We start from the raw sequence: 24,363 nt of genomic DNA on the forward strand, positions 1-24,363 counted from the left end.
TTTTAAATATCCGTTTTAAAATAGGATAAAAATTATCTCAAAACCCCTATTTAAGTATTTAATAAATCAAAACAATATTTATGCTAAGTAAATATTGCGTTTACGAGAACTAATTTTTCTCACCTATGATATAGCTGATTTAGATGCTTTTTTCTGATTCTTGAACCTTTTGATTTAGCTGATTCAAATACTTTCCCGGGTTCCTGGTTTTAATGCTTTACTTTATCATGAAATAGTTAAATTAAATCCTGATAATCAGGCCAAATTTTTTCAAGTTTTAGATATTCTAAAAATATTACCTTCCAAATTTTCAAATATTCCTTTAGGCATAAAAATAGTTTAAAAATAAATGAAGAAATAATTACCGTATAAATGATTGATATTAAGAGCGTTGACATATAATATTACCTTTATGTTATTAAAGTTGAATAAACTATTCCATTAAATTATGCTGTGCATGAGCCTTTAATAATTATCAATTCAAAATATTGAAAATAAATTAATAAATAAGAACATTAAATGAAACTCGAAATTCTAAAGTACGGTCTTTTTGCCTCAGCAATAATGATTTATGCTGAACGCCAAACGTTGAATAAGGACACATCTCCGTCCGATTCCTTTATATCTAATTTGGTAATGAAGGTTGATAGTGTGCCTAAGAATCTTGAATTCAAATTATTGCCACTTTCACCCGAGCAAAGTCTTACAAAATTTATCGTTCCCGAGGGTTATCATGTGGAATTAGTGGCGAGCGAACCCATGATTACCGAACCCGTAGCTATTGCTTGGGATGGTAATGCCAAAATGTACGTCGCTCAGATGGAAACTTATACCCAAGATACCGATGGCACAGGCACAAAAGACCCTAAAAGTAGGGTAATGCTATTGGAAGACACCAACAATGATGGCAAAATGGACAAAAGTTCAGTGTTCATTAAAGATATGATTTTGCCTCGTATGTTACTTTGTGTAAACCATGAACTGTTGGTCAATGAAACTGACACTTACGATATTTATAGCTATAAAGATACCAACGGTGATGGTATATCGGATGTTAAAAAGCCTGTTTATATTTTAGGAAAAGTTGCCCCAGGCAATTTGGAACATCAAAGAAGTGGACTTGTCTGGAACATGGATAATTATATTTATCAAACCGTTGACCCAATCCGTTTCCGTTATATAAATGGAAAATTACAAGCTGACTCGCTTCATTCGGGTTCAAATGGTCAGTGGGGCCTAACTTCCGACAATTACGGTCGTTTGTTTTTCAGTCGAGGTGGTGGTGAAAATGCAGGTTCGGGATTTCAAATCAATCCAAAGTATGGACAGTTAGAATTTAACGATGCTTACAGCGAAGAGAAATTTAGTCCTGTTTGGTCAAAAATTCAAAATCCTGACGTACAAGGTGGACTTTCCAGAGTTCGGAAAGATAGCACTCTAAATCATTTTACTTCCGCCAATGGGCAATCTATTTTCAGAGGCGACCGACTTCCTGCCGATTTGGTAGGCGATTATATCATCAATGAACCCGTTGCTCGTATTATTAGAAGAGCTAAAGTCATTAATCGTGAAGGCAAAACCTACCTTGAAAGTGCTTATGAAGCGCCACAAGAGTTCGTGGCCAGTAGCGACACCTATTTTAGACCTGTCAATACCTACACAGGACCCGATGGTTGTTTGTATATTGTAGATATGGCAAGGGGTATTATTCAAGAATCAAATTGGACACCCAAAGGAAGCTACTTACGGGGTAAAATTGACTATTATGGGTTGGCCAAAGTAAATCAGCGTGGTAGAATTTGGCGATTGGTTCACGACGGTTATAAACCAAGTGCGATGCCCAAAATGTTAGATATTCCTGCCAAAAATTTGGTTGCGTATTTAGATCATCCAAACGGTTGGTGGAGAGACAACGCACAAAAGCAGCTCATCATTTTGGGTGATAAATCGGTTGTGCCACCGCTAAAAGCTATGGCAATGGGTCAAAAAAACAGTACAGCTTTAGGAAAATTACACGCATTATGGACGCTCGAAGGCTTAGATGCTATCAATAAAGATTTGCTTATGGTAGCATTAAAAGATACTGACCCGCAAATGAGACGGGCAGCCATTTGGATTAGCGAGCGGTACATCAAACAAAATGATAATCAATGGATTGACCAATTAGGTAAAATGGCAAATGATGAAAGTTTTGAGGTAAAAACGCAATTGCTATTATCATTTGGCGCCAGTAAAAACGAATTGGCAAAGAAAATTGTGCAAGAAATTTTAGCCCAAAATCAGAACAATCAAATGTTGGCGAGTGTAAAAAAGAGCACCGATAAAAATGAAGATGCCAAAATTTACGGAATGAAACTCGCCAGTTTTACGCCGCCAGAAAGAAAACTAATTATGGGTGGTAGCGAAATTTACAAGGGAATGTGTTCGCCTTGTCATGGGGGCGATGGCAAAGGGCTTCCGACCAATGCAGCTCCTGCCCTTCGAGGTGCCAAACACATTAATGCCGACAAAGAAATTGCGATACGGATTTTGTTGCACGGTCTGAAAGGCTCAATTGAAGGTAAAACGTACCCAAGCGAAATGGCCTCTATGAAAGAAAATTCTGATGAATGGATTGCCTCGGTACTAAGCTATATCCGGTATGAATTTGTTGGCACAAATATAAGAGTCCCAAAAGGAAGACAATCGGCCGTTGTACAACCAGAAGAAGTGAAAGCCTTGAGAGATAAATATACCGGTGTAAATGAGGCTTGGACGATAGAGGCTTTTGAAAATCTGTTCCCAAATCCGACTAAAAATTGACTTGTTCTAAATTTAATTATCTATGAAATATACCAGCAACTAAGCAAATATGTTATTAGACAAATTGAATGTTAAGTTTATTGCCCACGTTATCAAGTATTGTTTTTAGATTTATTTTGAGTCTATCAAGTGACAAGTGAGCATTAAATTCTAAGCACTCATAGCGAATCGTCGCACCGTTTCATTTTCTCCACAAAATCTCAATACGATTAAGTTCGGGGGAATAGCGCCATGTGAATTTGAGCTTTTTTATATGTATCGTTTAAGATTTTTATAGTTATTTTCAGAGAATAATTCTCTATGAGTTCAGCGATTACTCCCTTTAAGTTCCGAGGATATTTACCGCCTGTGTCCCATAAATCAAACCATTCGTAAATGGTTTTAGGAACAACCTCAAAATAGAGATATAATTCTTTTACTATCACTCCTTTGTGCGACATTAAAAGACATTTTACCCTATTTCGCAAAGGTTGACGATTCGTGGCTGACTCCTTTATGCAGTCAATCGTTGTTTAGCTCAATTGGGAGAATCTTGGAAAATTCATTTCTTCGATTTTAACATAAAAAAATTATTAACGGGTACTTAGAACAAATCAGACAGGTTAAAGCCTTATCAAACACTACCATCTTTAACTATTCTTTTGTCTTTGAGTTCTTTTTCCAAAAATTTATCCAATTAAAAAAAATTTGGGCTAAATCAATGCTACTTTTGCGCTTCAATACGGTCTCAATGGGTACGCAACCAGTAATATTTTTATTAAACAACATATTAAATGACTAAAAAGCGAATACTTTTTACGGGAGGATCAGGAAAAGCAGGAAAGCACGTAATTGCTTACCTCGTAGAACAAGGACATAAGGTGCTGAATATTGACCTTACGCCTTTAAATCACCCAGGGGTAGATAATTTGATAGTGGATATTACTGATTCTGGACAAGTATTTAACGCCATGAGTTCGTATGCTGGGTTAGAAGAATTGGAGGCAGGTACTGGCGTACCAAAATTTGATGCTGTAGTGCATTTTGCCGCCGTACCCAGAATCTTAATCAAACCTGACAATGAAACTTTTCGGGTCAACACCATAGGTACCTACAACGTAATTGAAGCGGCTGTTAAACTCGGGATTAAAAAGATTGTTATTGCTTCGTCAGAGACCACTTACGGTATCTGTTTTTCAGATGGTAAAACCGATCCAAAATCATTACCGCTTGAGGAAGATTATGACGTTGATCCGATGGATAGCTACGGATTATCGAAAGTCGTAAATGAAAAAACAGCCCGGAGTTTCCAGCGACGGTCAGGCTTTGATATCTATGCTCTTCGTATCGGAAATGTAATTGAACCCCATGAATACGCTGAACTGTTTCCCTATTATTTTAAAAATCCTGAGGTTCGACGCAGGAATGCTTTCTGTTACATAGATGCACGTGACCTGGGACAAATTGTTGATTTATGTTTAGAAAAAGACGGACTTGGTTATCAAGTTTTCAATGCTGGAAATAATGATAATGGGGCCATTCTTCCCAGTAAAGAATTAGCTGAAAAGTTCTTTCCTCATGTGCCAATAATTCGAGAATTAGGCGAGTATGAAGCCTTGTTTTCAAATCGCAAAATTCGTGAAGTTTTGGGCTTCAGAGAACAACATAACTGGCGGAAGTACGTAAAAATAAATTAAGTAAAGATTCGGCAAACGAAGTGAGACCTAAATTAATAAAAAAGAGTCTTGGGAACAATAAACTCAATAAGGGACATATAAATACTTTGCTTGGTATTTTTCGAAAGAATATAGAAATGGCTAAATAATCTTTCCACCAGCTAAAGTGTAAAATTCCCCTTCAATGCCTTCTTTTGCCAATATTTCAAGGGCTTTGGCACTGCGTAATCCTGTTTGACAACAAAAAACAATTGGTTTTTGTAAGTCTAATTGAGCGATACTTTCTAATAAATCATCCAACGGAATATTATCACCACCGATGTTATCTCGTTCAAATTCATGCGGATTTCTAACATCAATTAATTGAAAATCTCGTGGTTCGTTTATCCAATTTTGTAAGGTTTCAGCATCAATATTTTGCGTTGAATCGAGTGGAAAGTCTCCACAAAATTCTTGATAATCAATCAGTTTTGAAATCTCTTTATTGCTTTCGATGGCTTTGAACTTAATGATTTGAGAACGCATCGTGAGCATATCAAACAATAATAATTTACCGCTTAATACTTCGCCCGCTCCCGTAATAATTTTAATGGCTTCGGCGGCTTGCATCGTGCCAATAATGCCCGCTAATGTGCCAATTACGCCAATTTCGGAACAATTAGGCACGCTTCCTGCGGTGGGCGGTTCGGGATAAAGACAGCGATAAGTTGGTCCATTTTGGTAATTAAATACAGAAATTTGCCCTTCAAATCTAAAAATAGAACCCGAAACAAATGCTTTTTTTAGTATGACGCAGGCATCATTTACCAAATAACGAGTGGCAAAATTATCGGAACCATCAATCACAAAATCATAGTTTTTGAATAATTCAAGGGCATTTGACGAGTGTAACATTACTGGATAAATATCAATTTTAGTATCTGGATTTTGAGCTAAAAGATGGGCTTTCGCCACGACTACTTTTTGTTTTCCTACGTCGGCAAGCGTATATAAAATTTGGCGTTGTAAATTAGAAATAGACACCACATCGGCATCGACAATGCCAATATTTCCAACACCTACCGCTACTAAATATTGCAAAATTGGACAGCCCAAACCACCTGCCCCAATCACTAATACTCGGGCATTTATTAATTTTTGCTGACCTTCAAAGCCAATTTCGGGCAATATTATTTGTCGATTATAACGGTTAGTGTTCATTTTCGGTAGGACAGTGTTAATTATCAATATTTATTTGTCACATGTATTAAAATCAAGACATAGATTAAGTAAACTGTCTAAGAAGTTTTCTAAATATTTTTTATCCTAAAATCTTGGATTGAGGAACTTCCCGAAAGTTTTAAAACTTTCGGGAAGTTGAAATAACTATATCAATCAGAATATTAAGACATAAAAATTTGTGTTGGAACATCCGTGTCATCTGTGTCCAAACTCCATCTAAAAAGCCATATCCCAATCTTTCCAAACGGGCTCATATCCTTGATTTTGAATCATTTTTGCAATTTCAGTAGGACTTCTTTCATCACTAATTTCAAATTGTTCTAACGATTGTGGATCAACTTTATAGCCCCCTGGATTCGTTTTTGAGCCTGCACTCATCGCCGTAATCCCTAAATTTATCACATTATCTCTAAAAATTTCATTCTCTCTCGTTGAAATAGATAACTCTACTTCTTCATTAAAAATTCGATAGGCACAAATTAATTGTACCAACTCGGCATCCGACATCACTACTTTGGGTTCGAGTCCACCCGAAAAAGGGCGTAATCGAGGAAATGAAATAGAATATTTTGTTTTCCAGAACGTTTTTTCCAAATAATCGAGGTGCAAAGCGGTATAAAAACTGTCGGTTCGCCAATCTTCCAAGCCAATCAAAACGCCTAAACCCATTTTATGAATTTCTGCTTTTCCCAAACGTTCGGGCGTTTCTAACCGATATTGGAAATTAGATTTCTTACCCTTAGGATGGTGCAATTTATAGTCTTCTTCGTGGTACGTTTCTTGATAAACCAACACGGTATTTAATCCTTCGGCAATTAATTCAGTATAATCTATTTCGTCCAAAGGCTGTACTTCCATCGAAATATGCGAAAAATACGGACGAATTAATTGAATTACTCGCTTCAAATACGGTACGCCAACGGTCTGATTTGCCTCGCCCGTTACCAACAAAACATGGTCGAATCCCATTGATTTTAATACCTCAACTTCGGCAATAACTTCTTGGTCGTTGAGGGTTTTTCGCTTGATTTTATTGTCAAAACTGAAGCCACAATAGGTACAAATATTTTGACATTCATTGGATAAATACAAAGGCACATACATTTGAATCGTTTTACCAAAGCGTTTTTGGGTAATCTGCTGGCTTTTTTGTGCCAATATTTCCAAAAATGGCATGGCAGCAGGCGAAATCAACGCCTTAAAATCCTCCAAATTACGTTTGGGTGTTTGCAAAGCTTGTCGAACATCTTGGGCAGTTTTTGCCAAAATACTCTGTTTAACACTGTCCCAAGAATGTTGAAGAAATAACGTTTGGAAAGAATTCATCGTTATAAATTTAAAAATGCTGTCAACGGACTACTCGCCACAGCGTGATTATTTAGGGGTGCTAATCTGGCTTCGAAAGCCATTCTACCCGCTTCTACTGCCATTTTGAAGGCAATTGCCATCGCAACGGGATTTTGTGCTACGGCAATTGCGGTATTTACCAACACGGCATCCGCTCCAATTTCCATCGCTTTGGCGGCATCAGAAGGTGAACCAATTCCTGCATCCACGATAATGGGAACTTTACTCTGTTCGATTATTATTTCTAAAAAATCAATCGTTCGCAAGCCTTTATTACTCCCAATTGGCGAACCTAAAGGCATTACTGCCGCAACGCCTACGTCTTCCAAACGTTTGCACAAAACAGGGTCAGCGTGAATGTAAGGCAACACAACAAAACCCAATTTTGCCAATTCTTCTGCCGCTTTTAGGGTTTCGATTGGGTCCGGTAAAAGGTATTTTGGGTCGGGATGAATTTCTAATTTCACCCAATTCGTTTGCATCGCTTCTCGGGCCAATTGAGCCGCAAAAACGGCTTCTTTGGCATTTCTCACGCCCGAAGTATTGGGCAACCAATTGATGCGTGGGTTGGTTAGATGTGCTAATATATCATCGGCTGGATTTTGTAAATCTACCCTTTTGAGGGCAATCGTCACTAATTCCGAACCAGAAGCTAACAGACTTTCTTGCATCAAAGCATTGGAACTAAACTTTCCTGTACCCGTAAAAAGTCTTGACGTAAATTCTTTATTGGCTATTTTCATGGCTATATTTTATGATAACATTTCCCGCAAAGTTTGCGTAACTACCACAGGATTTTCTGCTAAATTTATCAAAGAAGAAATGGCAATTCCGTATAAATGATTGGCTTTAAGTATTGCTACATCATCTAAAGTTATTCCTCCAATGGCAATAATTGGTAACGATAAATTTGCCATTTTGTATTGTTGTAAAATAGATTGATAGCCTTCTAATCCTAAAATTGGGCTTAGGTTTTTCTTGGTTTTGGTAAAACGGAAAGGCCCTAATCCGATATAATTTACCTTTGCTTCGTGCAAAAATTGAATGTCTTCAAAGGTGTTTGAAGTGCCTCCAATGATAAATTTCTCACCTAACATTGCTCTTGCTTCAATCGGCGAGCCATCAGTTTTACCCAAATGCACACCATCCGCCTCAATTTCTAAGGCTATTTGGGCGTTGTCATTGATTATTAAAGTCGCTCCAAAATTTTTACATATTTCTTGAGTACGCAAGGCGGTTTCTTTCCAGTGGGAAAGTGCCTGATTTTTTACTCGTAATTGCACCCAATCCGCTCCGCCAACGCAAGCTAAACGGGCTTGTTCCCAATGCGAAATATGAGTTAAATCTTGGGTGATATAATGAAGGGTTGATATTTTCATGGTACTGTTTTTGAATTAAAATGATGATAGCCCAACAGACTATTATTACTGCTTAAAAATGCCGTAATATACTTTTTAGCTTCTTCGCAGGCTTTTTCTAAAGGAAATCCTTTAGCTAAATTGGCGGTAATTGCTGATGAAAGCACGCAACCAGAGCCATGTTTTTCGCCGTGTACAATCCGTTTTGCGAAATACTCAAACCGGTGATTTTGATACAATAATATGTCTTTACTTTCGTCCAGATTACCGTGACCACCTTTTAGAAAAACTGCACAATTTTCGGCTAAAATCAGGGCTTTTTGTTCTGTATTTAACGAGTCATTTACTAATAAATTCGCTTCTGGTAAATTGGGCGTTAGTACATAAATCTGTTTTAAAATCGTTTTTAAGGTAATGACATTAATTTCATCGTGAAAATTAAAACCAGCACTGGCTTTTAAAATTGGGTCCCAAATAATGATTACTTCAGGATTCCAAGCCAATAATGCGTTGATAATTCTTGATAAATCTTCTAAACTTTTCACCAATCCAATTTTAACATACTGAATTGAATATTTCTCAAAAAGTAATTTTGCTTGCTCAATAATCAACTCATTATCAATCCATTTCACAGCATCAAAACGATTTTCGTGTTGTACTGTCAAAGCCGTACAAACGCCCAAACCATATATCTGATTGGCTTCAAAAGTTTTAATATCGGCCAACAGTCCTGCCCCACCCGATGGGTCAAAACCTGCAATAGTGAGGGCAAAAGGTCTTTTGTTCATGGTTTATTGAGAGTGAATTAATTAGAAATCTGTCCTATTTTCCAAACCGAACCCATCAACGCATATCCTTGAAAACCAATCGTTTGTATCATTTCGATGTTGTCGTTACTTATTCCTCCCAACGCCAAAACTGGCACAGCACTTTGTCTATTTTTAAAGAAATACTTCAACGTTTCTACGGAAAAAGCAGATGGATAATCAGCTTTTGAAATACTTTGAAAAATGGGACTTAAAAAAACATAATCAGCTTTGCATGGCAATTGCTCAATGGCATCCAAACTGTGCAAAGAAAAACTAACAGTTAATCCTTTTTTTCTCCATGTTTTTACGGTTGAAAGTAAGGATTCGTCGGATAGTTTTTGCCTAATTGTTTCGGTAAAATGAACACCTTTAAGGTTATATTTTTTCAATAAATTATGGTGTGAATGCAACACAATTTGTCGGTAAAATTTGGGAGAAATTTGTCTTAAAAATGCGGTTAATTCTTCGGATGATTTCGCTGGTTTTCGGAGATGAAAAACCAGAGAATTATCCGTTAATAACTGTGCTATTAAGCCTATTTCTCCCTCAAAATCAGTTGGATTAGAGATGATTATTTTTTTCATATTCATCTAAATATACACCTGTGAACCTGCCTCAATGAAGGTTTTTGAGCGTTCTGCCATACCTTTGGCTAAGGCTTCTTGCTCGTCAACGCCCATATTATCAGCATAATCCCGTACTTCTTGCGTAATTTTCATAGAACAGAAATTTGGGCCACACATTGAACAAAAATGGGCAATTTTCGCTCCTTCGGCTGGTAAAGTTTCATCGTGATATTCACGAGCGGTATCTGGGTCGAGCGATAAATTAAATTGGTCTTCCCAACGGAATTCAAAACGTGCTTTACTCAAAGCATTATCCCGAATTTGTGCGCCGTAATGCCCTTTGGCAAGGTCGGCAGCGTGAGCCGCAATTTTATAGGTAATCACCCCAACTTTCACATCTTCTTTATTGGGTAATCCTAAGTGTTCTTTTGGCGTTACATAACAAAGCATCGCACAGCCAAACCAGCCAATCATTGCCGCCCCAATACCCGACGTAATGTGGTCATAAGCGGGAGCAATATCGGTTGTAAGAGGCCCAAGTGTGTAAAAAGGTGCTTCGTGACATTCTTGTAATTGCTTGTCCATATTTTCCTTAATGAGGTGCATAGGTACGTGTCCTGGCCCTTCAATAATGGTTTGAATATCGTGTTTCCAAGCAATTTTGGTCAGTTCTCCCAAGGTTTCTAATTCCGCAAATTGGGCGGCATCATTCGCATCGGCTATGCTACCTGGACGCAAGCCATCTCCCAACGAAAACGCTACATCATACGCTTTCATAATTTCGCAAATGTCCTCAAAATGGGTATACAAAAAGTTCTCTTTGTGATGTGCCAAGCACCATTTTGCCATAATACTACCCCCACGAGACACAATTCCCGTTACTCGTTTTGCCGTCATCGGTACGTAACGCAACAATACGCCCGCATGAATCGTGAAATAATCAACGCCTTGTTCGGCTTGTTCAATGAGGGTATCTCTGAAAATTTCCCACGTCAAATCTTCGGCTTTCCCGCCTACTTTTTCGAGGGCTTGATAAATCGGAACAGTACCAATTGGCACGGGCGAATTACGAATAATCCACTCACGAGTTTCGTGAATATTTTTACCCGTCGATAAATCCATGATGGTATCAGCACCCCAACGACAAGCCCAAACGGTTTTTTCAACTTCTTCTTCAATATTAGACGACACCGCTGAGTTTCCGATATTGGCATTAATTTTCACCAAAAAATTACGTCCCAAAATCATCGGTTCACTTTCGGGATGGTTGACATTATTAGGAATTACGGCACGTCCCAAGGCTACTTCCGAACGCACAAATTCTGGTGTAATTAAGCCTTTTTGCGTATTTGCTCCAAAACTATGTCCTGCGTGTTGGTGTCCGATATTATCGACTTCCGAAATTCTCTGATTTTCACGAATGGCGATATATTCCATTTCGGGCGTAATAATACCCTTTTTAGCATAATGCAACTGCGAAACATTTTGTCCTGCTTTCGCTCTTAAAGGCTTTTTCAAATATTCAAAACGAAGAGAATCCAAACTTGAATTGGCCAATCTTTCAAGTCCGTAATTGGAAGTAATAGCATCCAATTCTTCCACATCGCCACGCTCTAAAATCCAGTTCTGACGCAAACGTGGCAAGCCTTTTCTCACATCAAGATCAATATTAGGGTCTGTAAATGGACCACTGGTATCATACACCGTCACAGGGGCATTTTTTGAGGCAATTTTGCCATTAATTGAAGTATCCGAAAGCGTAATTTCACGCATAGCTACTTGAATATCATGTAATTGACCTTGTACATATACTTTTTTAGAGGCAGGAAATGGGGCTCTACTAATTATTTCTGTTTGGGGTGTTTTTTCGGCTTTTTTCATTGAATTGGGACAGGTTTTAACCTATCAGTTAAGGTAAATTAAAGACAGGTTAAAACCTGTGCTACAAAAATCATTATCCGCCTTGTGTAGCCCGAATGAGCATTAATTGGTCATTTTGATTTAAAGTAATTGCTTGCCAATCAGCCTTTCTGATGACTTCATCATTCATGGCCACAGCAATGCCATGGACTTCAAAAATTTGGAGTTTTGTTAAAATATCAACGATTGTTGGGGGCTGTTCGAACTCAGTAGGTTCGTCATTAATAAAAATGTTCATTCGTTCGATTGATTTAAAAATTGAGCACAAACGAACTTTCGGGGAAGACCTTTGGATGAGAAAAAGTGGTTATTGACTAAACTAATGAGCCGAAAACATACACAGAATTATACCCTAACAGCCGAAGCCATTAGCCTAAAACATTCGTAATATATTCAACAAAGCAACCCAACAATATCATTTTGTTTGATTGTCAATCATTAAATTTAACCAAGAAAAGCAGTGAAATTTTGAAAACGGAATACACCGAATCGCTATGAAATGTCTGCCTTACTTTTTCCTACGCAGCAACTACGCTGTTCAGGTTTTGAGGGTATAATCTCAGCCCGTAATATTAAAGGCACCCCTAAAGTTTTGACAAATGTAAAGGATAAATATTAGAGAATCCAAAAAAAAATATCTTTTTGACAAACCAATTATTATTACATCATAAGAAAAGTTGAAATTTTTCCTAAATGTTTTGGAGATTTAATTAAAAAAGAGAGTAGTAGAATTTTATGCCAAGTGAATTCATTACAAAATAATAAACCCCCTAAAAACGGATATATTTTAAGGGATTTACAATAATATTAAATTCGTGTATGTTAGAAATTACTTCCAAATTATCTCCACGCTTCCTTTCTCTTTTGTTGGGAAAACCAAGTCAGTCAAAACTTTCTCACCATCATTGGCATAAATTTCTACGATTGATTTATCCACCAAAATATCTAATTTTAATTGTCCATTTTTAGGTTTTACTCGCATGGATTCGATTGTTTTGAATCGTTCATTGAAATCTGTTTTTCCAGATTTTTTGCGGTCAAAAGATAATGTTTCGGTGGCTACGTCATAAGTCAAAACACTCGCTTCATCACCATTTTTCATTAAGTTTAACGCAAAACCTTTTGAGGTTAATAACTTGATATTCAAGACTAAACGATACAAATTATCTTTCAAAGCAATCGTTTGCGAATTGATTTTTTCATTTGGTTGCAAGGTTAATTTCTCCGTAAAAATATTCTCCGAAACGATAGGCGTTTGTTTTAATTGATAAATTCCATCCTGTTGAAAAAGCGATAATTTTCTGGGTAGTGAAAACCCGCCTCGCCATGTTTCCGTTGGCACGTCATTGGCATACGCCCAATTGTTTACCCAACCCATAATGATTGGATTTGGTTGTGATTTTAGGCGATTATAAAAAGGAATGGCCGCATAAAAATCTTTCCCTTCATCGACATACAGAATTTCCTTTTGTTTTTGTGAGGTAAAAGTTGTTCCATCAAAATCACCCACAAAATATTGCATTCCTACGTATTTAGGTTGACGATGGCCACTCGAAATCATCACAACCCACTTCTCTGAACCATCGTTGGTTGGTACTTTTTGCAAAGATGGACATTCCCAAACACTACTGGTATCGCCCATTTTTCCAAATTCACTCAACAATGACCAATCTTTCAGATTCTTGGATTCATAAAATTGCACTTTATGTTCTAATGCCACTACTACCGATACAATCCATTTGTTTTTTGGGGCATACCAAAACATATTTGGGTCTCTAAAATTGGTGCTACCAATGTCTAATACAGGGTTTTTAGCGTAATATTTCCAAGTTCTACCTTTATCTGAACTGTACGCTAAGCTCTGATGCTGGGCAATATCTTTTTTGTCTTTCATTACGTGCGAAGTAAACATTGCCACCATTCCTTTTTTAAATCCTTTCGTAAAAAGCCCCGAAGTATTCATTTCATCCACCACCGCACAGCCCGAAAAAATCATGGTTTGACTTCCATCGGCATTATCAAATTCTTTTAAGGCAAGCGGTAAAGTTTTCCACGTTTTCAAGTCTTTGCTTACGGCGTGTCCCCAACTCATGTGTCCCCATTTTGTCCCAAAGGGATTATATTGGTAAAAAAGGTGATATTCCCCATCCAAATAAACCATACCATTTGGGTCATTTACCCAATTTTTAGGTGGCGTGTAATGATACGCTGGACGATAATTTACTTGGCTTAAACCTGTCTGACAAGTCCATAAAACTAAGAGAGTGCAAAGTGATAGTATTTTTTTCATTTTGTGTGAAGGTTTAAAAAATGGCAGTAGAAATGTTCTACTACCATTGCAATTTTTCCAATCAATAATTTTTTAGTTTTCCTATTATTTGGGATAGAGACTGAAGGCTGGGTTTTGAACCCAACCTTCGGTAGTCCAACATTTTTATATAAATAAAATCCCCTAAAACCCAGGGTTTTGCTTATATAAACCATTTGTAAAGGTAATTTCAGCCTGTGGAATTGGCAAATATTCGTCTCTTCCTGCCGTGAATTTTGCGGTGGCAAGAAATGTTCTTCTTACTTTTTCTTTAGCAATATATCCATTTAAAGTTTGTTCTGCAATTCCCCAACGTACTAAATCAAAGAATCTTGGTCCTTCGGTGGCGAATTCTAACCGTCGTTCAAACTGCATCGCTTTGCGGGCGTAATCTTGCGTCCAACCTGTACTTAGGTATTCTTTTACATTGTATTTTGAAGCAAAAGTACCATCCGCTTTTTTCAATCTGCCCGTACTTACTGCCGCTCTCGCTCTGATTTGATTAATTAACGGTAAGGCTTTATCTTGCTGCCCCAATTCAATATAGGCTTCGGCTTGCATCAATAGAACATCGTCATATCTCAAAATATCCTCATTTTTGGCAGTTCCCATAAACGGTCCTAATTTAAAATAAGAACCACTCGAAGCCTGTTGTTGATGACGCATCGTGTGGAAATTTCCGTAAACGCCTGGGTCACGCACCCAACTATTACTGAACGGTTTCGTATTATCATATTTGTACGGATGTCCATCAATACCCACGGTATGGTCAAGGCGAGGGTCAACGGTTGAGGCGGACAAATCTACAATTTTATCGTTGAAAGTATCCAATAAAGGCAAACCATTCGCATCCGTTGCGTGAGCATTTACCAAGTTTTGGCTTGGTGCATGAAACCCACAACATCCGTATTGAGGCGCTCCGTGGGGATAATTCAAGCCATCTTCATAACTCAAACGACCAGCCGTTGTGCCATCATTAATCGTAAATTGAATAGCAAAAATTGATTCAGAACCATTCTCAGTTTCAGGAATAAAGTTCTCGGCAATATCCTTACTCAAACTGTATTTTCCCGACGAAATCACGGCTTGCGTGAGCGTAACAACCTCCTGCAATCTGGTTTTATTGATATTAATTACCTTGTGATTCACGTCTTGTTCGTAAGCCTGAAATAGTTTAACTTTTGCTAAGTAAGCCGTAGCAGAAAGTTTATTGGCTCTTCCGAGTTCGGGTTGCGAAATGGGTAAATTATCCACTGCATATTGAAAATCAGCGGCAATTTTATTCCATGATTCATCATTTGTAAGCGTGTTCGATACTTTCAAAATATCTTCTCCCGTAGCTGTTTCATCGAATATTGGGACGTTTTTGTACAGTTTTTTCAAGATAAAATAACTATGACCTCTCAAAAAGCGCAACTCCGCCAAACGGATTTTTTTATTTGGGTAACTCGCTTCAGAAAGTGTATTTACAGCCCGTAGAGCCACATTTGCTCGTGAAATTGACTTAAAAAGGTTTTGCCATGATTTTGTAACAAAAGCTCCAATCGATGGCGTAGTAAGGTTATAATGCTCCAGTGCATCAATTTCTCCTACGTCACCCGTACCACCGCCGCCTTTGTAGGCATCGTCTGAACGCACACTTCCATAAACCCAATCACTGTAAATTGGTCCAATCATATCACCGTTGCCGATGGCGGCATAAGCGGCAGTAACCAATCCTTCAATGGCAGTTGGGGAGGTTAAATCTGAGGATGATAACACACCCGTTGGTGTATAATCAAGGGCATCTTTGCATGAGTTAAATGTTAGTAACCCTGCAATGAGTATAAAAGAGAATATCTTATTTTTCATTTTTGAATTTGAATTTGATTTTGCTATAAGTTATATGCTTTAACCCATAAGATTTATTTGCTTAAAGCCTATTGCTTACAGCCTGTTACCTAATTAAAATGATGCGTTAATACCAAAAGTAAAAGTTTTAGGAATTGGCACAGGGTCGAGGTCAATACGCTCTGGATCTGGGCTTAAATAACTACTACTTTTAATCCAGAAGAGGTTTTCAGCCATCACATAAACTCGCACTCTTGAAAACACCGATTTCGGTTTAATGGTGTAACCCAATTGAAGATTCCGCAATTTGAAATAAGAAGTATTAACGATAAAATAATCAGAAGTACGTCCTTCGTTATTATTATCTTTCAAGGTCAATGCAGGAACCGTTGTATTTGGATTTTGTGGAGTCCAGCCATTGAATACACCAGGCCCAACGTTTTCTCTACTTTTCATCAAATTATTGTACAAAGTATAAACATCAAAACCTGTTCTACCCGCAACTCCCGAACCAAAAACCGATAAATCAAAATTCTTATAAGTCAAATCAACTCGTAAACCATATTCAAGAGCAGGAAGGGTTGTTCCAATCCAAGTTCTGTCTAAGTCATCAATTTTCCCGTCGCCATTCGTATCCACATATCGGATTCTTCCTGGCCCTGCGCCAATTTGTGTTGGAGCGGCATCCACTTCAGCTTGAGATTGGAAAAGTCCGTTGGTTTTATAGCCAAAAATATCAAATTGAGAATGCCCGATGATGGTATTTACAAGATTTCCTGCATAAGCTGGACGTACATTTTCTGGTAAATCAGTAATTTTATCTCTGAAATGAGCAAAATTTGCGGTCACATTATATTTAAGTTCTCCATCATTTTTACCACGATAACCTAATACGAACTCCCATCCTTTATTCGATTTTGAAGCACCGTTCACTGCCTTTGATTGCCCCTCACCCAATGCCGAAGCCACGGGAGGCGTAATCAAAATACCCGTTGTACTGCGTGAAAAGTAATCAAATGAACCAAAAATTCTGTTTTTCATGAACGCAAAATCAACTCCTCCATTTACCTCATCAGTTGTTTCCCATTTCAAAGCTGAATTTGCCGCTTGTGTTTGTACAAAACCAGAAGGCAATGTTCCTGTATTAGCGCCAGACAAAGCATAAGCCGTTCCAATGTTTTGATATTGCTCCCAAAAGCCCCCCACTAATTGCGATAAAGTAGTACCATATCTGGTATCAAATAGGCCAAAACGAGCTAAATCTCCAATCTGTTGATTCCCTACTCGACCAACACCAACCCGTAATTTCAACTCAGAAACATTGGTGATATCTTTCATAAAAGCCTCTTTATCCAACTTCCAACCGAACGAAGCCGCTGGGAAAATACCGTATTGATTATCCGTGCCAAAACGAGATGAACCATCACGACGAAGGGTTAATGCGGCTAAATATTTATCCGAATAATTATAATCTACCCGTCCAAATTGCGAGAATAATCGATTGCCCGTTGAACCACCTGAAACTGTTGTATTGCCAGTACCCGCATTCAAAGTAAAATAGTCTTCCGTTTGAAGCGCAAAACCTTCTTTTTTGGTATTTTGAAAATCTATATCGGTTTTTATGTATTCTGTTCCTAACAAAAATTTGAAGTGATTATCGTTGTTCAAATCCCAATTGTAGCGTAAAGTATTAGACCACGTCATGCTCAAATAGTGGTTTTGATCGAAAACCAAGCTATTAGTGGTACGGTTTAAAGCACCTTCTGAGAAAGTGGGAGAGATTGTTTTATTCAAAAAATTAGCATTATCTGCTCCAATATTTGATTTAAAAAAGAGGTTTTTAATCGGTTGAACTTCCACGAAAATATTGCCGAAAGAACTCAAACGATTAGCATTATTCCATTTCGCTAAATCCTGCATGTGCAATGGATTATTTCTATCCGAATAACCAGCACCTAATTCACCCGCATACGTTGAACCGTCTTTTTGATAGACTGGAATGGTGGGTGCTAAAGTAACGGCCAAAAAGGTTGTTGAAGCACCCCCCAAATCTCTTGCTGTTAAAGTTTCATTGGAATTAGCGATTCGTAAATTAACGCCAAATCTGACTTTATCATTGAAGGCACGAGTCAAGGCACTGATGCTACCACTCAAACGGTCATAATTAGTATTACGCAACATACCCGTATTTTTGAGTTGCCCCAAATTGATTTCTACGGATGAATTTTTGTTACCGTAAGATGCCGTGAAGTCATTTTTCGTAACAATTCCCGTTTTGTACATTACATCTTGCCAATCAGTATCACCTGCGGGCGTGTTTGTATCACCACCCACAAAAGGCTTCACTGAAACACCCGATAATACTGGATTTGCGTAGTTTTTATTCCAATTAAAATCATAGATTTCACCATAACCAGCCGCTGGATCTTGTCCATCGTTCACTGATGCTTGCCATAAAGCACGACCTCTATCCGCCGAATTCAGCATTTTGAAACGCATTGATTTTTCTGATTGAACCGCAACGCTACTGTTGAACTGAAATTCAACTTTTCCGTTGGTATCACCGCCATTTTTAGTGGTTACGATGATAACACCATTCGAGGCTCTGGCTCCGTAAATTGATTCAGCTGAGGCATCTTTCAACACTTGGATAGATTCAATATTAGAAGGATTCATGTTTTGAAACACTTCTGGACGAGTGGTTGGGATACCGTCAATCACGTAGAGTGGGTCATTATTACCCAAAGTATTGGCTCCACGAATCAAAATTCGACTGTTTGAACCATTTGGCGAACCATCTTTTTCGATGTATAAACCCGCCACACGACCTTGCAAAGCTTGCATTGGATTTCCCGAACTGATGTTTTTGATGGGTTTTAAATCCACCACGGCAACCGCTCCCGTCAAATCTTGTTTTCTGGAAGAAGTATAACCAACCACCACGACTTCGCTCAATTCTTTACCCGCCACTAAGGCAATGGTAATGTTGCTCAAACCCTTAATTGATACCTCTTTTGAAGCATAACCAATGTAAGAAACTATCAAAGTTGTCGCATTGTCGGGAACACTTAGGGTAAAATTTCCATCGGCATTGGTGGTTGCTCCTTTGGTTGTTCCCGTTATCAAAACGTTTGCCCCAATAAGCATTTCATTGGTTTCAGCCGCCACTACTTTTCCCGTAATGGTGCGTTGTTGTGCCAAGGTAACCTGAACCGTGGTTAGCAGCACGATAAAGAAACATAATAAAGTTTTTTTCATCATTTTGGATTGTTTAATATGGTTGAGTACTCTAATTTTGAGTGTTTTTATTCAATAAATTTTGAATGTCTTGTTCTGAAATAAAAGGCGTTGCTCCATGATTCTGAGCTACCAATGCCCCCACGGCACAGGATTTTTGGAGGGTTTTTTCGATGTTTTCTTGGTTCAAAAAATTAGCAATAAAACAAGCTAAAAATGAATCTCCACTTCCGATGGTATCGGCTACTTCCACTTCAAACCCTGAGCTTTTATAGATTTTTCCTTCGTGAAAAAGCATTGCTCCGTCTTCGCCCAAGGTTATACAGATGGTTTTGATGTTAAACATTTCTGAAAGTTTCGATAGCTTTTCAGAAATACTGTTTGATTCAAAAAACCATTCACATATTTCGTCTAATTCTAAATGATTTAGTTTGAGAATATCCGTTTTTGTTAATAGAAATTCAAGCGTTTCTTTGTCATAATAAGGCGGGCGAAGATTGATATCCAAAACTTTTATAGGAGCTACTTCTAATAGTTTTTTGAGCGTGTCAAATGTCTGTTCAGACCTTGTGGATAAACTTCCAAAAACGAAGCAATCAGCGTTTTTGACGGCATTTAAGGCTTCTTCTCCCAACAAAATATAATCCCAAGCAACGGGTTTGACAATCTTATAACTCACGTTATTTTTATCGTCCATATTCACTTTTACCACGCCCGTTAAGTGATTTTGTCCTTGTTGGATAAACTGCGAATCAAGTCCGTTTTTATCAATAAATTCGAGTAATTCTTTGCCCAAATCATCCGTCCCAACTCGACTGATAATCGAGGCACTATGACCAAAATTTTTCAAATGAATTGCCACGTTCATTGGAGCTCCACCCGCCATCTTACCCGTGGGAAGCATATCCCAGAGCATTTCACCGAAACATATTACGTTTAATTTTTTCATACGTTATTATTAAATTTTAATGAACGAGCACCACATCTTCCCCTTTTTCAAGGGATGTCCCTTTCGTTTCGGGCATCATTTTCCAAGCGAAAAGAAGTTGTAAAACCATCATCAAAGCGAAGAAAGAAAAGGTCAGCCCACCGCCAAAAGTTGCCGAAATGTAAGGGAAAGAAAACGAGATGACCACCGCCATAATCCAATGGGTGAAGCTTCCCAGCGCCTGTCCATAAGCACGGACTTCATTCGGAAATATTTCAGAAATGAAAACCCAAATAACCGCTCCTTGCGAGAATCCAAAAAATCCGATAAAAAGAAAGAGATAAATAGGCACGTTCATACCGCCAAGGTCATTGATATAAAAGGCATGAGCAACCAGACTGAGCGCTAATATTAGTCCCACAGAACCCACTAACATTAGATTTCTTCTACCAAATTTATCAATTAATGCAAGACCTAAAAGCGTGGAAATCAGATTAATAAACCCAATTCCTGCCGATGAAAGCAAGGCAGATTCTTTCCCCAAACCAGCCATTTCAAAAATGCGAGGAGCGTAATAAATAATGGCATTAATTCCCGAAACCTGGTTGAAAACGGCAAATAAAATCGCCAAAGTAACGGGGCGTTTATAGATGGATTGGAATAAGTTTCTGAAATTAGACTGACTCGCCGCATAAACATTTTGCTGAATATTGTAAACCACTATGTCGGCTTGGGAAGCATCAATGGTTTGGAGGATTTTGCGGGCTTCTTCCACTTTTCCACGCTTCAAAATCAACCAACGGGGACTTTCTGGAATTCCCAAGGTTGTTAGAATAAATATTACCGAAGGAATAGCCTGTACGCCCAACATCAAACGCCACGAATTATCGCCCATTTCACCCAATAAATAGTTCGATAAATAAGCCATCAAAATACCAAAGACGATGTTAAATTGAAAAAGAGCCACTAATCGCCCACGCTTGGAAGGTGGAGCAATTTCTGAAATATACATGGGTGCAACCACCGAAGATACCCCTACACCAAAACCGCCTAAAAGTCGAAAAATCAAGAAAGTCGTCCATTCGTTGGCGTAAGCAGAACCCAAAGCGGAGACTAAATAGAGGAAGGCAATCAATAATAAACTAATTTTTCTACCGTATTTTTCCGCAGGAATTCCGCCCAAAATAGAGCCTAAAACGGTGCCAATCAAGGCAATTGAAACGGTGAAGCCGTGTTCAAAAACGGAGAGATTCCAGAGTTTTTGAAGGGTTTGTTCCACGCCCGAAATTACGGCGGTGTCGAAGCCAAAAAGAAAACCACCCAAAGCGGCAGAGATTGACCAAACGAAGACTTTTAAATTTTGACTCATGCTGTAAAATCGTTTTTAGATTTTTTAATGAGTCAAAATTCGGGAAGTTTGAAAGGATTGTATGTTAGTAATCTTTCAAATAATGACAGAATTGTTACTTGAATATAATTTATTGATTATGAGATAGTTAGTTATTTCATTTATAAATAAAAGTTTCAAATTGTTACAGAAAGTATAGAAATGTTACTTCAAACATTCCGCCAATCACTCGGAGTTTGATTCGTTTTTTGTTTAAAGAAGGTTGTGAAATACCCTGGATTATTGAAACCTAATGCATACGCTATTTCTGTAATGTTTTTGGTGGGGTCTTGCAATAATTGCTTCGCTTTTTTAACCTTAAATTCTGCTATATAATCATTGACATTCTTGTTGGTCAAAGCCGTAATTTTTCGATAAAGTTGCACCCTCGACATTCCCATTTCTTTGCTTAAATGTTCAACCGACAAGGTATTTTCTTTCATGTATTTTTCAATCAATAATTCAAAATCAATCAAAAACTTACGTTCGTTGGATTGAACGTGGCTCAAATTGGTAATTTCATTCGAGAACCTTCTTCTGATTCTATCCCGATTATCCAATAGATTTTTTACCTTTTCTTCTAATAATTGTTGATTGAACGGTTTACCCATATACGCATCGGCTCCCGCTTTTTCGCCTTCAATTTGACTTTCTAATTTTCCCTTAGCAGTTAATAAAATTACAGGAATATGAGAGGTTCTGAAATCCTCTTTTATTTGTTTTGTGAGCGAAATTCCATCTTTTCCAGGCAACGTTATGTCGCTAATAATGACATCAGGGATGGTATTTAGGATAATTTCCCAACCTTTTTCGGCAGTTTCAGAAGTACGAACTTGATAGAATTGGGAAAATTTATTACTCAAAAACTGTAACAAATCAAGGTTATCTTCCACAATTACAATGGACATTTCGGACTCGGTTTTATTGTTTTTACTGTAATCCAAATCTATTATATCATTTTCAATCGTATGATTTATCAAAGGAATAGGCTGTTTTTGTATGGCGGTATTATTTTCCAAATAAGGCAATACAATTTTGAAAGTTGTTCCTTTCCCTTTTTCTGACTCAATGCTAATATCGCCATCGTGAAGCCCAACGAATTCACGAGAAAGTGCAAGTCCCAATCCCGTTCCGAACGAAACATTTTGGGTAGCACGGTAGAAAAGTTCAAAGGCATTGTCTTTGTCTTTTTTATCCATGCCAACGCCATTATCCGCAATGGTAATTTCAATATTTTGAATGCTTCGTAATAGCGTAATATGAATTAAACCACCATTAGGTGTGTATTTGAAGGCATTTGAGATGATATTGAAGAAAACTTTATCCAATTTTTCCGCATCAAAAGTGTAGGGTAATTCCTTAAATGGGCAAATAAATTGGAGGTCGATATTGCTCTTTTTGGCTTTGATGGCAAAATCATTGACAATTTCTTTGGTAAAACTCACCAAGTCATACGTTTCGGTATTGAGTACGATTTTGCCCGCATCAATTTTCCGAAAATCCAGAATTTGGTCTACCAATCTTAGTAAACGATTGGCATTTTTGAGGATTAGAGCCAAAATTGGTTTTCCTTCTTTACTGTCATAAGATTTACGATTTAATAAATCTTCGGTGGGCGTTAAGATTAAGCTCAGCGGTGTTTTGAACTCGTGAGAGATGTACGAATAAAACCGTATTTTGTCCTCAACGGCTTGTCGGGCTTGGAGCGAAACCCGTTCAATTTCCTCATTTTGCTTGATTATGGCAAGGTTTTGTTCTTCTAAAACTTTATTCGATTTTTGTTTTTCGGTCAATAAAAACCATAAAAATCCCCCCAAAATAATCACGATTAATAGCAAGGCACTAATAAAATAAAGGCGGTTTCTTTGGGAAGAATAAGTGGTATTTAATTCTACTATTTTTAAGGCTTGGCGTTCAATATCTTGTTGCTGAACTTTTACTTTCTGAAATTGAGACAACACAATCCGTACATTCTCGGGTGTAATAACAGTAGTAAATAGTTGATTTTCTTTGTTAAATGGCAGCTTTTTAAGAATTTTTACAGCCGTTTGAATAGATTCTTCTCCTCCCGTTGGATACAAAATAGTGGCATCAATCATGCCTTTATTGACCATATCTAAACCTTCATTTGTACCAGCTAATCCATCCACGCCAATAATTTTTGTTTTCTTTGATAATCCCAAAGATTTACAAACTTTATAAACGGATAAAGCAATTCTATCATTATGAGCAAAAACTAAGTTTAAAGAAGGGTGTTCCACAAAATGTTTTTTCATCGGAATACTGTCAAAATCACTTATCAACAAAGATTCAGAGAAGCGTATATTGTGATATTTTTTAATGGCATCCTCAAATCCAGCGTTTCTATCTATGGTAGATGAACTATTGGACCCCTCGGTTATGTCCAAAACAGTTCCTTTCCCTTTCAACAAAATGTTGGCGTATTCCCCGGCATTTTGCCCCACTAAATAATTTTCAGCCCCCACAAATGCAGTGTATTTATTGGAAGCAGTTCGTCTGTCTAAAATAATTACGGGGATTCCAGCGTTATATGCCTTTTCAATTACCTCGATATGAGCCTTATTTTCGTTAGGCGAAACAATTAATAAATCTACTTTTTCCTCAATAAATTTCTGAATATCTTGGTTTTGCTTTTCTGTTTTTCCTTCGGCATCTTTCATTTCAAAGGTAATTTCTGGATAAAAAGAAAGTTCCCGTTTCATGCCGTCAAGCATATTTTTCCGCCAACTATCGCCCGTTGTACATTGTGAAAATCCAATTTTGAAAGAATTTTCTTTTTTATCACTGCATGAAATAAGAAATAGAAAAGCCGTAAATGCAAAAACAAAATTATTCTTCATTTGAAATAAATTCTAAGATTAGAATTGTAAATGTAACACTCGAAACAATAATTTCAACAAAAGAGCTTTTTGATTTGGCTAAAATTAAGTTTGATAGAATATTTAGAATTGTGCTACAATTTTACAAAATAATA

At 37.6% G+C, this 24,363-nt stretch carries 17 protein-coding genes and 1 riboswitch; of the genes, 2 read left to right on the forward strand and 15 right to left on the reverse strand.

Going from position 1 to position 24,363, the window contains the following annotated elements; all coding sequences use genetic code 11:
- Positions 1 to 519 precede the first annotated feature (519 nt).
- Positions 520 to 2,802 carry a DUF7133 domain-containing protein gene (locus tag AC1W31_RS03285; protein ID WP_481732973.1) on the forward strand — a complete coding sequence of 761 codons (2,283 nt, stop codon included), beginning with the start codon at positions 520 to 522 and terminating at the stop codon, positions 2,800 to 2,802.
- 209 nt (positions 2,803 to 3,011) lie between these two features.
- Here AC1W31_RS03285 and AC1W31_RS03290 read toward each other — a convergent pair whose 3' ends face one another.
- The gene (locus AC1W31_RS03290; RefSeq protein WP_481732974.1) at positions 3,012 to 3,242 is read right to left on the reverse strand and encodes a hypothetical protein; all 231 of its coding nucleotides are present in this window, start codon (positions 3,240 to 3,242) and stop codon (positions 3,012 to 3,014) included.
- Positions 3,243 to 3,575: 333 nt separating this feature from the next.
- On the opposite strand from AC1W31_RS03290, the gene AC1W31_RS03295 reads away from it, so the two are divergent.
- The gene (locus AC1W31_RS03295) at positions 3,576 to 4,478 is read left to right on the forward strand and encodes an NAD-dependent epimerase/dehydratase family protein (RefSeq protein WP_481732975.1); all 903 of its coding nucleotides are present in this window, start codon (positions 3,576 to 3,578) and stop codon (positions 4,476 to 4,478) included.
- A gap of 120 nt (positions 4,479 to 4,598) precedes the next feature.
- Here AC1W31_RS03295 and moeB read toward each other — a convergent pair whose 3' ends face one another.
- From moeB to AC1W31_RS03365, 14 genes are all read right to left on the reverse strand, one after another.
- Positions 4,599 to 5,657, reverse strand: coding sequence for a molybdopterin-synthase adenylyltransferase MoeB (moeB, locus tag AC1W31_RS03300; protein ID WP_481732976.1), 1,059 nt, complete (start codon positions 5,655 to 5,657; stop codon positions 4,599 to 4,601).
- Between the two features lie 237 nt (positions 5,658 to 5,894).
- A complete protein-coding gene (thiH, locus tag AC1W31_RS03305; protein WP_481732977.1) occupies positions 5,895 to 7,004 on the reverse strand; it encodes a 2-iminoacetate synthase ThiH in 1,110 nt (369 codons plus the stop codon).
- 2 nt (positions 7,005 to 7,006) lie between these two features.
- A complete protein-coding gene (locus AC1W31_RS03310; RefSeq protein WP_481732978.1) occupies positions 7,007 to 7,768 on the reverse strand; it encodes a HisA/HisF-related TIM barrel protein in 762 nt (253 codons plus the stop codon).
- A gap of 9 nt (positions 7,769 to 7,777) precedes the next feature.
- Positions 7,778 to 8,404: a thiamine phosphate synthase gene (locus tag AC1W31_RS03315; protein ID WP_481732979.1), complete on the reverse strand. Its 627-nt coding sequence runs from the start codon at positions 8,402 to 8,404 to the stop codon at positions 7,778 to 7,780.
- Positions 8,401 to 9,171: a hydroxymethylpyrimidine/phosphomethylpyrimidine kinase gene (locus AC1W31_RS03320; RefSeq protein ID WP_481732980.1), complete on the reverse strand. Its 771-nt coding sequence runs from the start codon at positions 9,169 to 9,171 to the stop codon at positions 8,401 to 8,403. The genes AC1W31_RS03315 and AC1W31_RS03320 overlap by 4 nt, the downstream gene beginning before the upstream one ends.
- A 17-nt stretch (positions 9,172 to 9,188) precedes the next feature.
- The gene (locus AC1W31_RS03325) at positions 9,189 to 9,776 is read right to left on the reverse strand and encodes a thiamine phosphate synthase (RefSeq protein WP_481732981.1); all 588 of its coding nucleotides are present in this window, start codon (positions 9,774 to 9,776) and stop codon (positions 9,189 to 9,191) included.
- Positions 9,777 to 9,782: 6 nt separating this feature from the next.
- On the reverse strand, positions 9,783 to 11,639 hold the full coding sequence (gene thiC, locus AC1W31_RS03330) for a phosphomethylpyrimidine synthase ThiC (RefSeq protein ID WP_481732982.1): 1,857 nt from the start codon (positions 11,637 to 11,639) through the stop codon (positions 9,783 to 9,785).
- Between the two features lie 73 nt (positions 11,640 to 11,712).
- Positions 11,713 to 11,916: a sulfur carrier protein ThiS gene (thiS, locus tag AC1W31_RS03335; protein WP_481732983.1), complete on the reverse strand. Its 204-nt coding sequence runs from the start codon at positions 11,914 to 11,916 to the stop codon at positions 11,713 to 11,715.
- A gap of 260 nt (positions 11,917 to 12,176) precedes the next feature.
- A riboswitch (TPP riboswitch) is annotated at positions 12,177 to 12,274 on the reverse strand.
- A 233-nt stretch (positions 12,275 to 12,507) separates the two neighbouring features.
- A complete protein-coding gene (locus AC1W31_RS03340; protein WP_481732984.1) occupies positions 12,508 to 13,968 on the reverse strand; it encodes a glycoside hydrolase family 32 protein in 1,461 nt (486 codons plus the stop codon).
- A gap of 162 nt (positions 13,969 to 14,130) precedes the next feature.
- Positions 14,131 to 15,837 carry a RagB/SusD family nutrient uptake outer membrane protein gene (locus AC1W31_RS03345; RefSeq protein ID WP_481732985.1) on the reverse strand — a complete coding sequence of 569 codons (1,707 nt, stop codon included), beginning with the start codon at positions 15,835 to 15,837 and terminating at the stop codon, positions 14,131 to 14,133.
- 93 nt (positions 15,838 to 15,930) lie between these two features.
- Positions 15,931 to 19,077 carry a SusC/RagA family TonB-linked outer membrane protein gene (locus AC1W31_RS03350; protein WP_481732986.1) on the reverse strand — a complete coding sequence of 1,049 codons (3,147 nt, stop codon included), beginning with the start codon at positions 19,075 to 19,077 and terminating at the stop codon, positions 15,931 to 15,933.
- Between the two features lie 28 nt (positions 19,078 to 19,105).
- Entirely contained in the window at positions 19,106 to 20,002 is an 897-nt protein-coding gene (locus AC1W31_RS03355; RefSeq protein ID WP_481732987.1) for a carbohydrate kinase family protein, read from the reverse strand.
- Positions 20,003 to 20,018: 16 nt separating this feature from the next.
- On the reverse strand, positions 20,019 to 21,350 hold the full coding sequence (locus AC1W31_RS03360; protein WP_481732988.1) for a sugar porter family MFS transporter: 1,332 nt from the start codon (positions 21,348 to 21,350) through the stop codon (positions 20,019 to 20,021).
- A gap of 188 nt (positions 21,351 to 21,538) precedes the next feature.
- Positions 21,539 to 24,229 carry a substrate-binding domain-containing protein gene (locus AC1W31_RS03365; protein WP_481732989.1) on the reverse strand — a complete coding sequence of 897 codons (2,691 nt, stop codon included), beginning with the start codon at positions 24,227 to 24,229 and terminating at the stop codon, positions 21,539 to 21,541.
- Positions 24,230 to 24,363: the final 134 nt, after the last annotated feature.

The sequence above is a fragment of the Arcicella sp. genome (assembly GCF_964672035.1).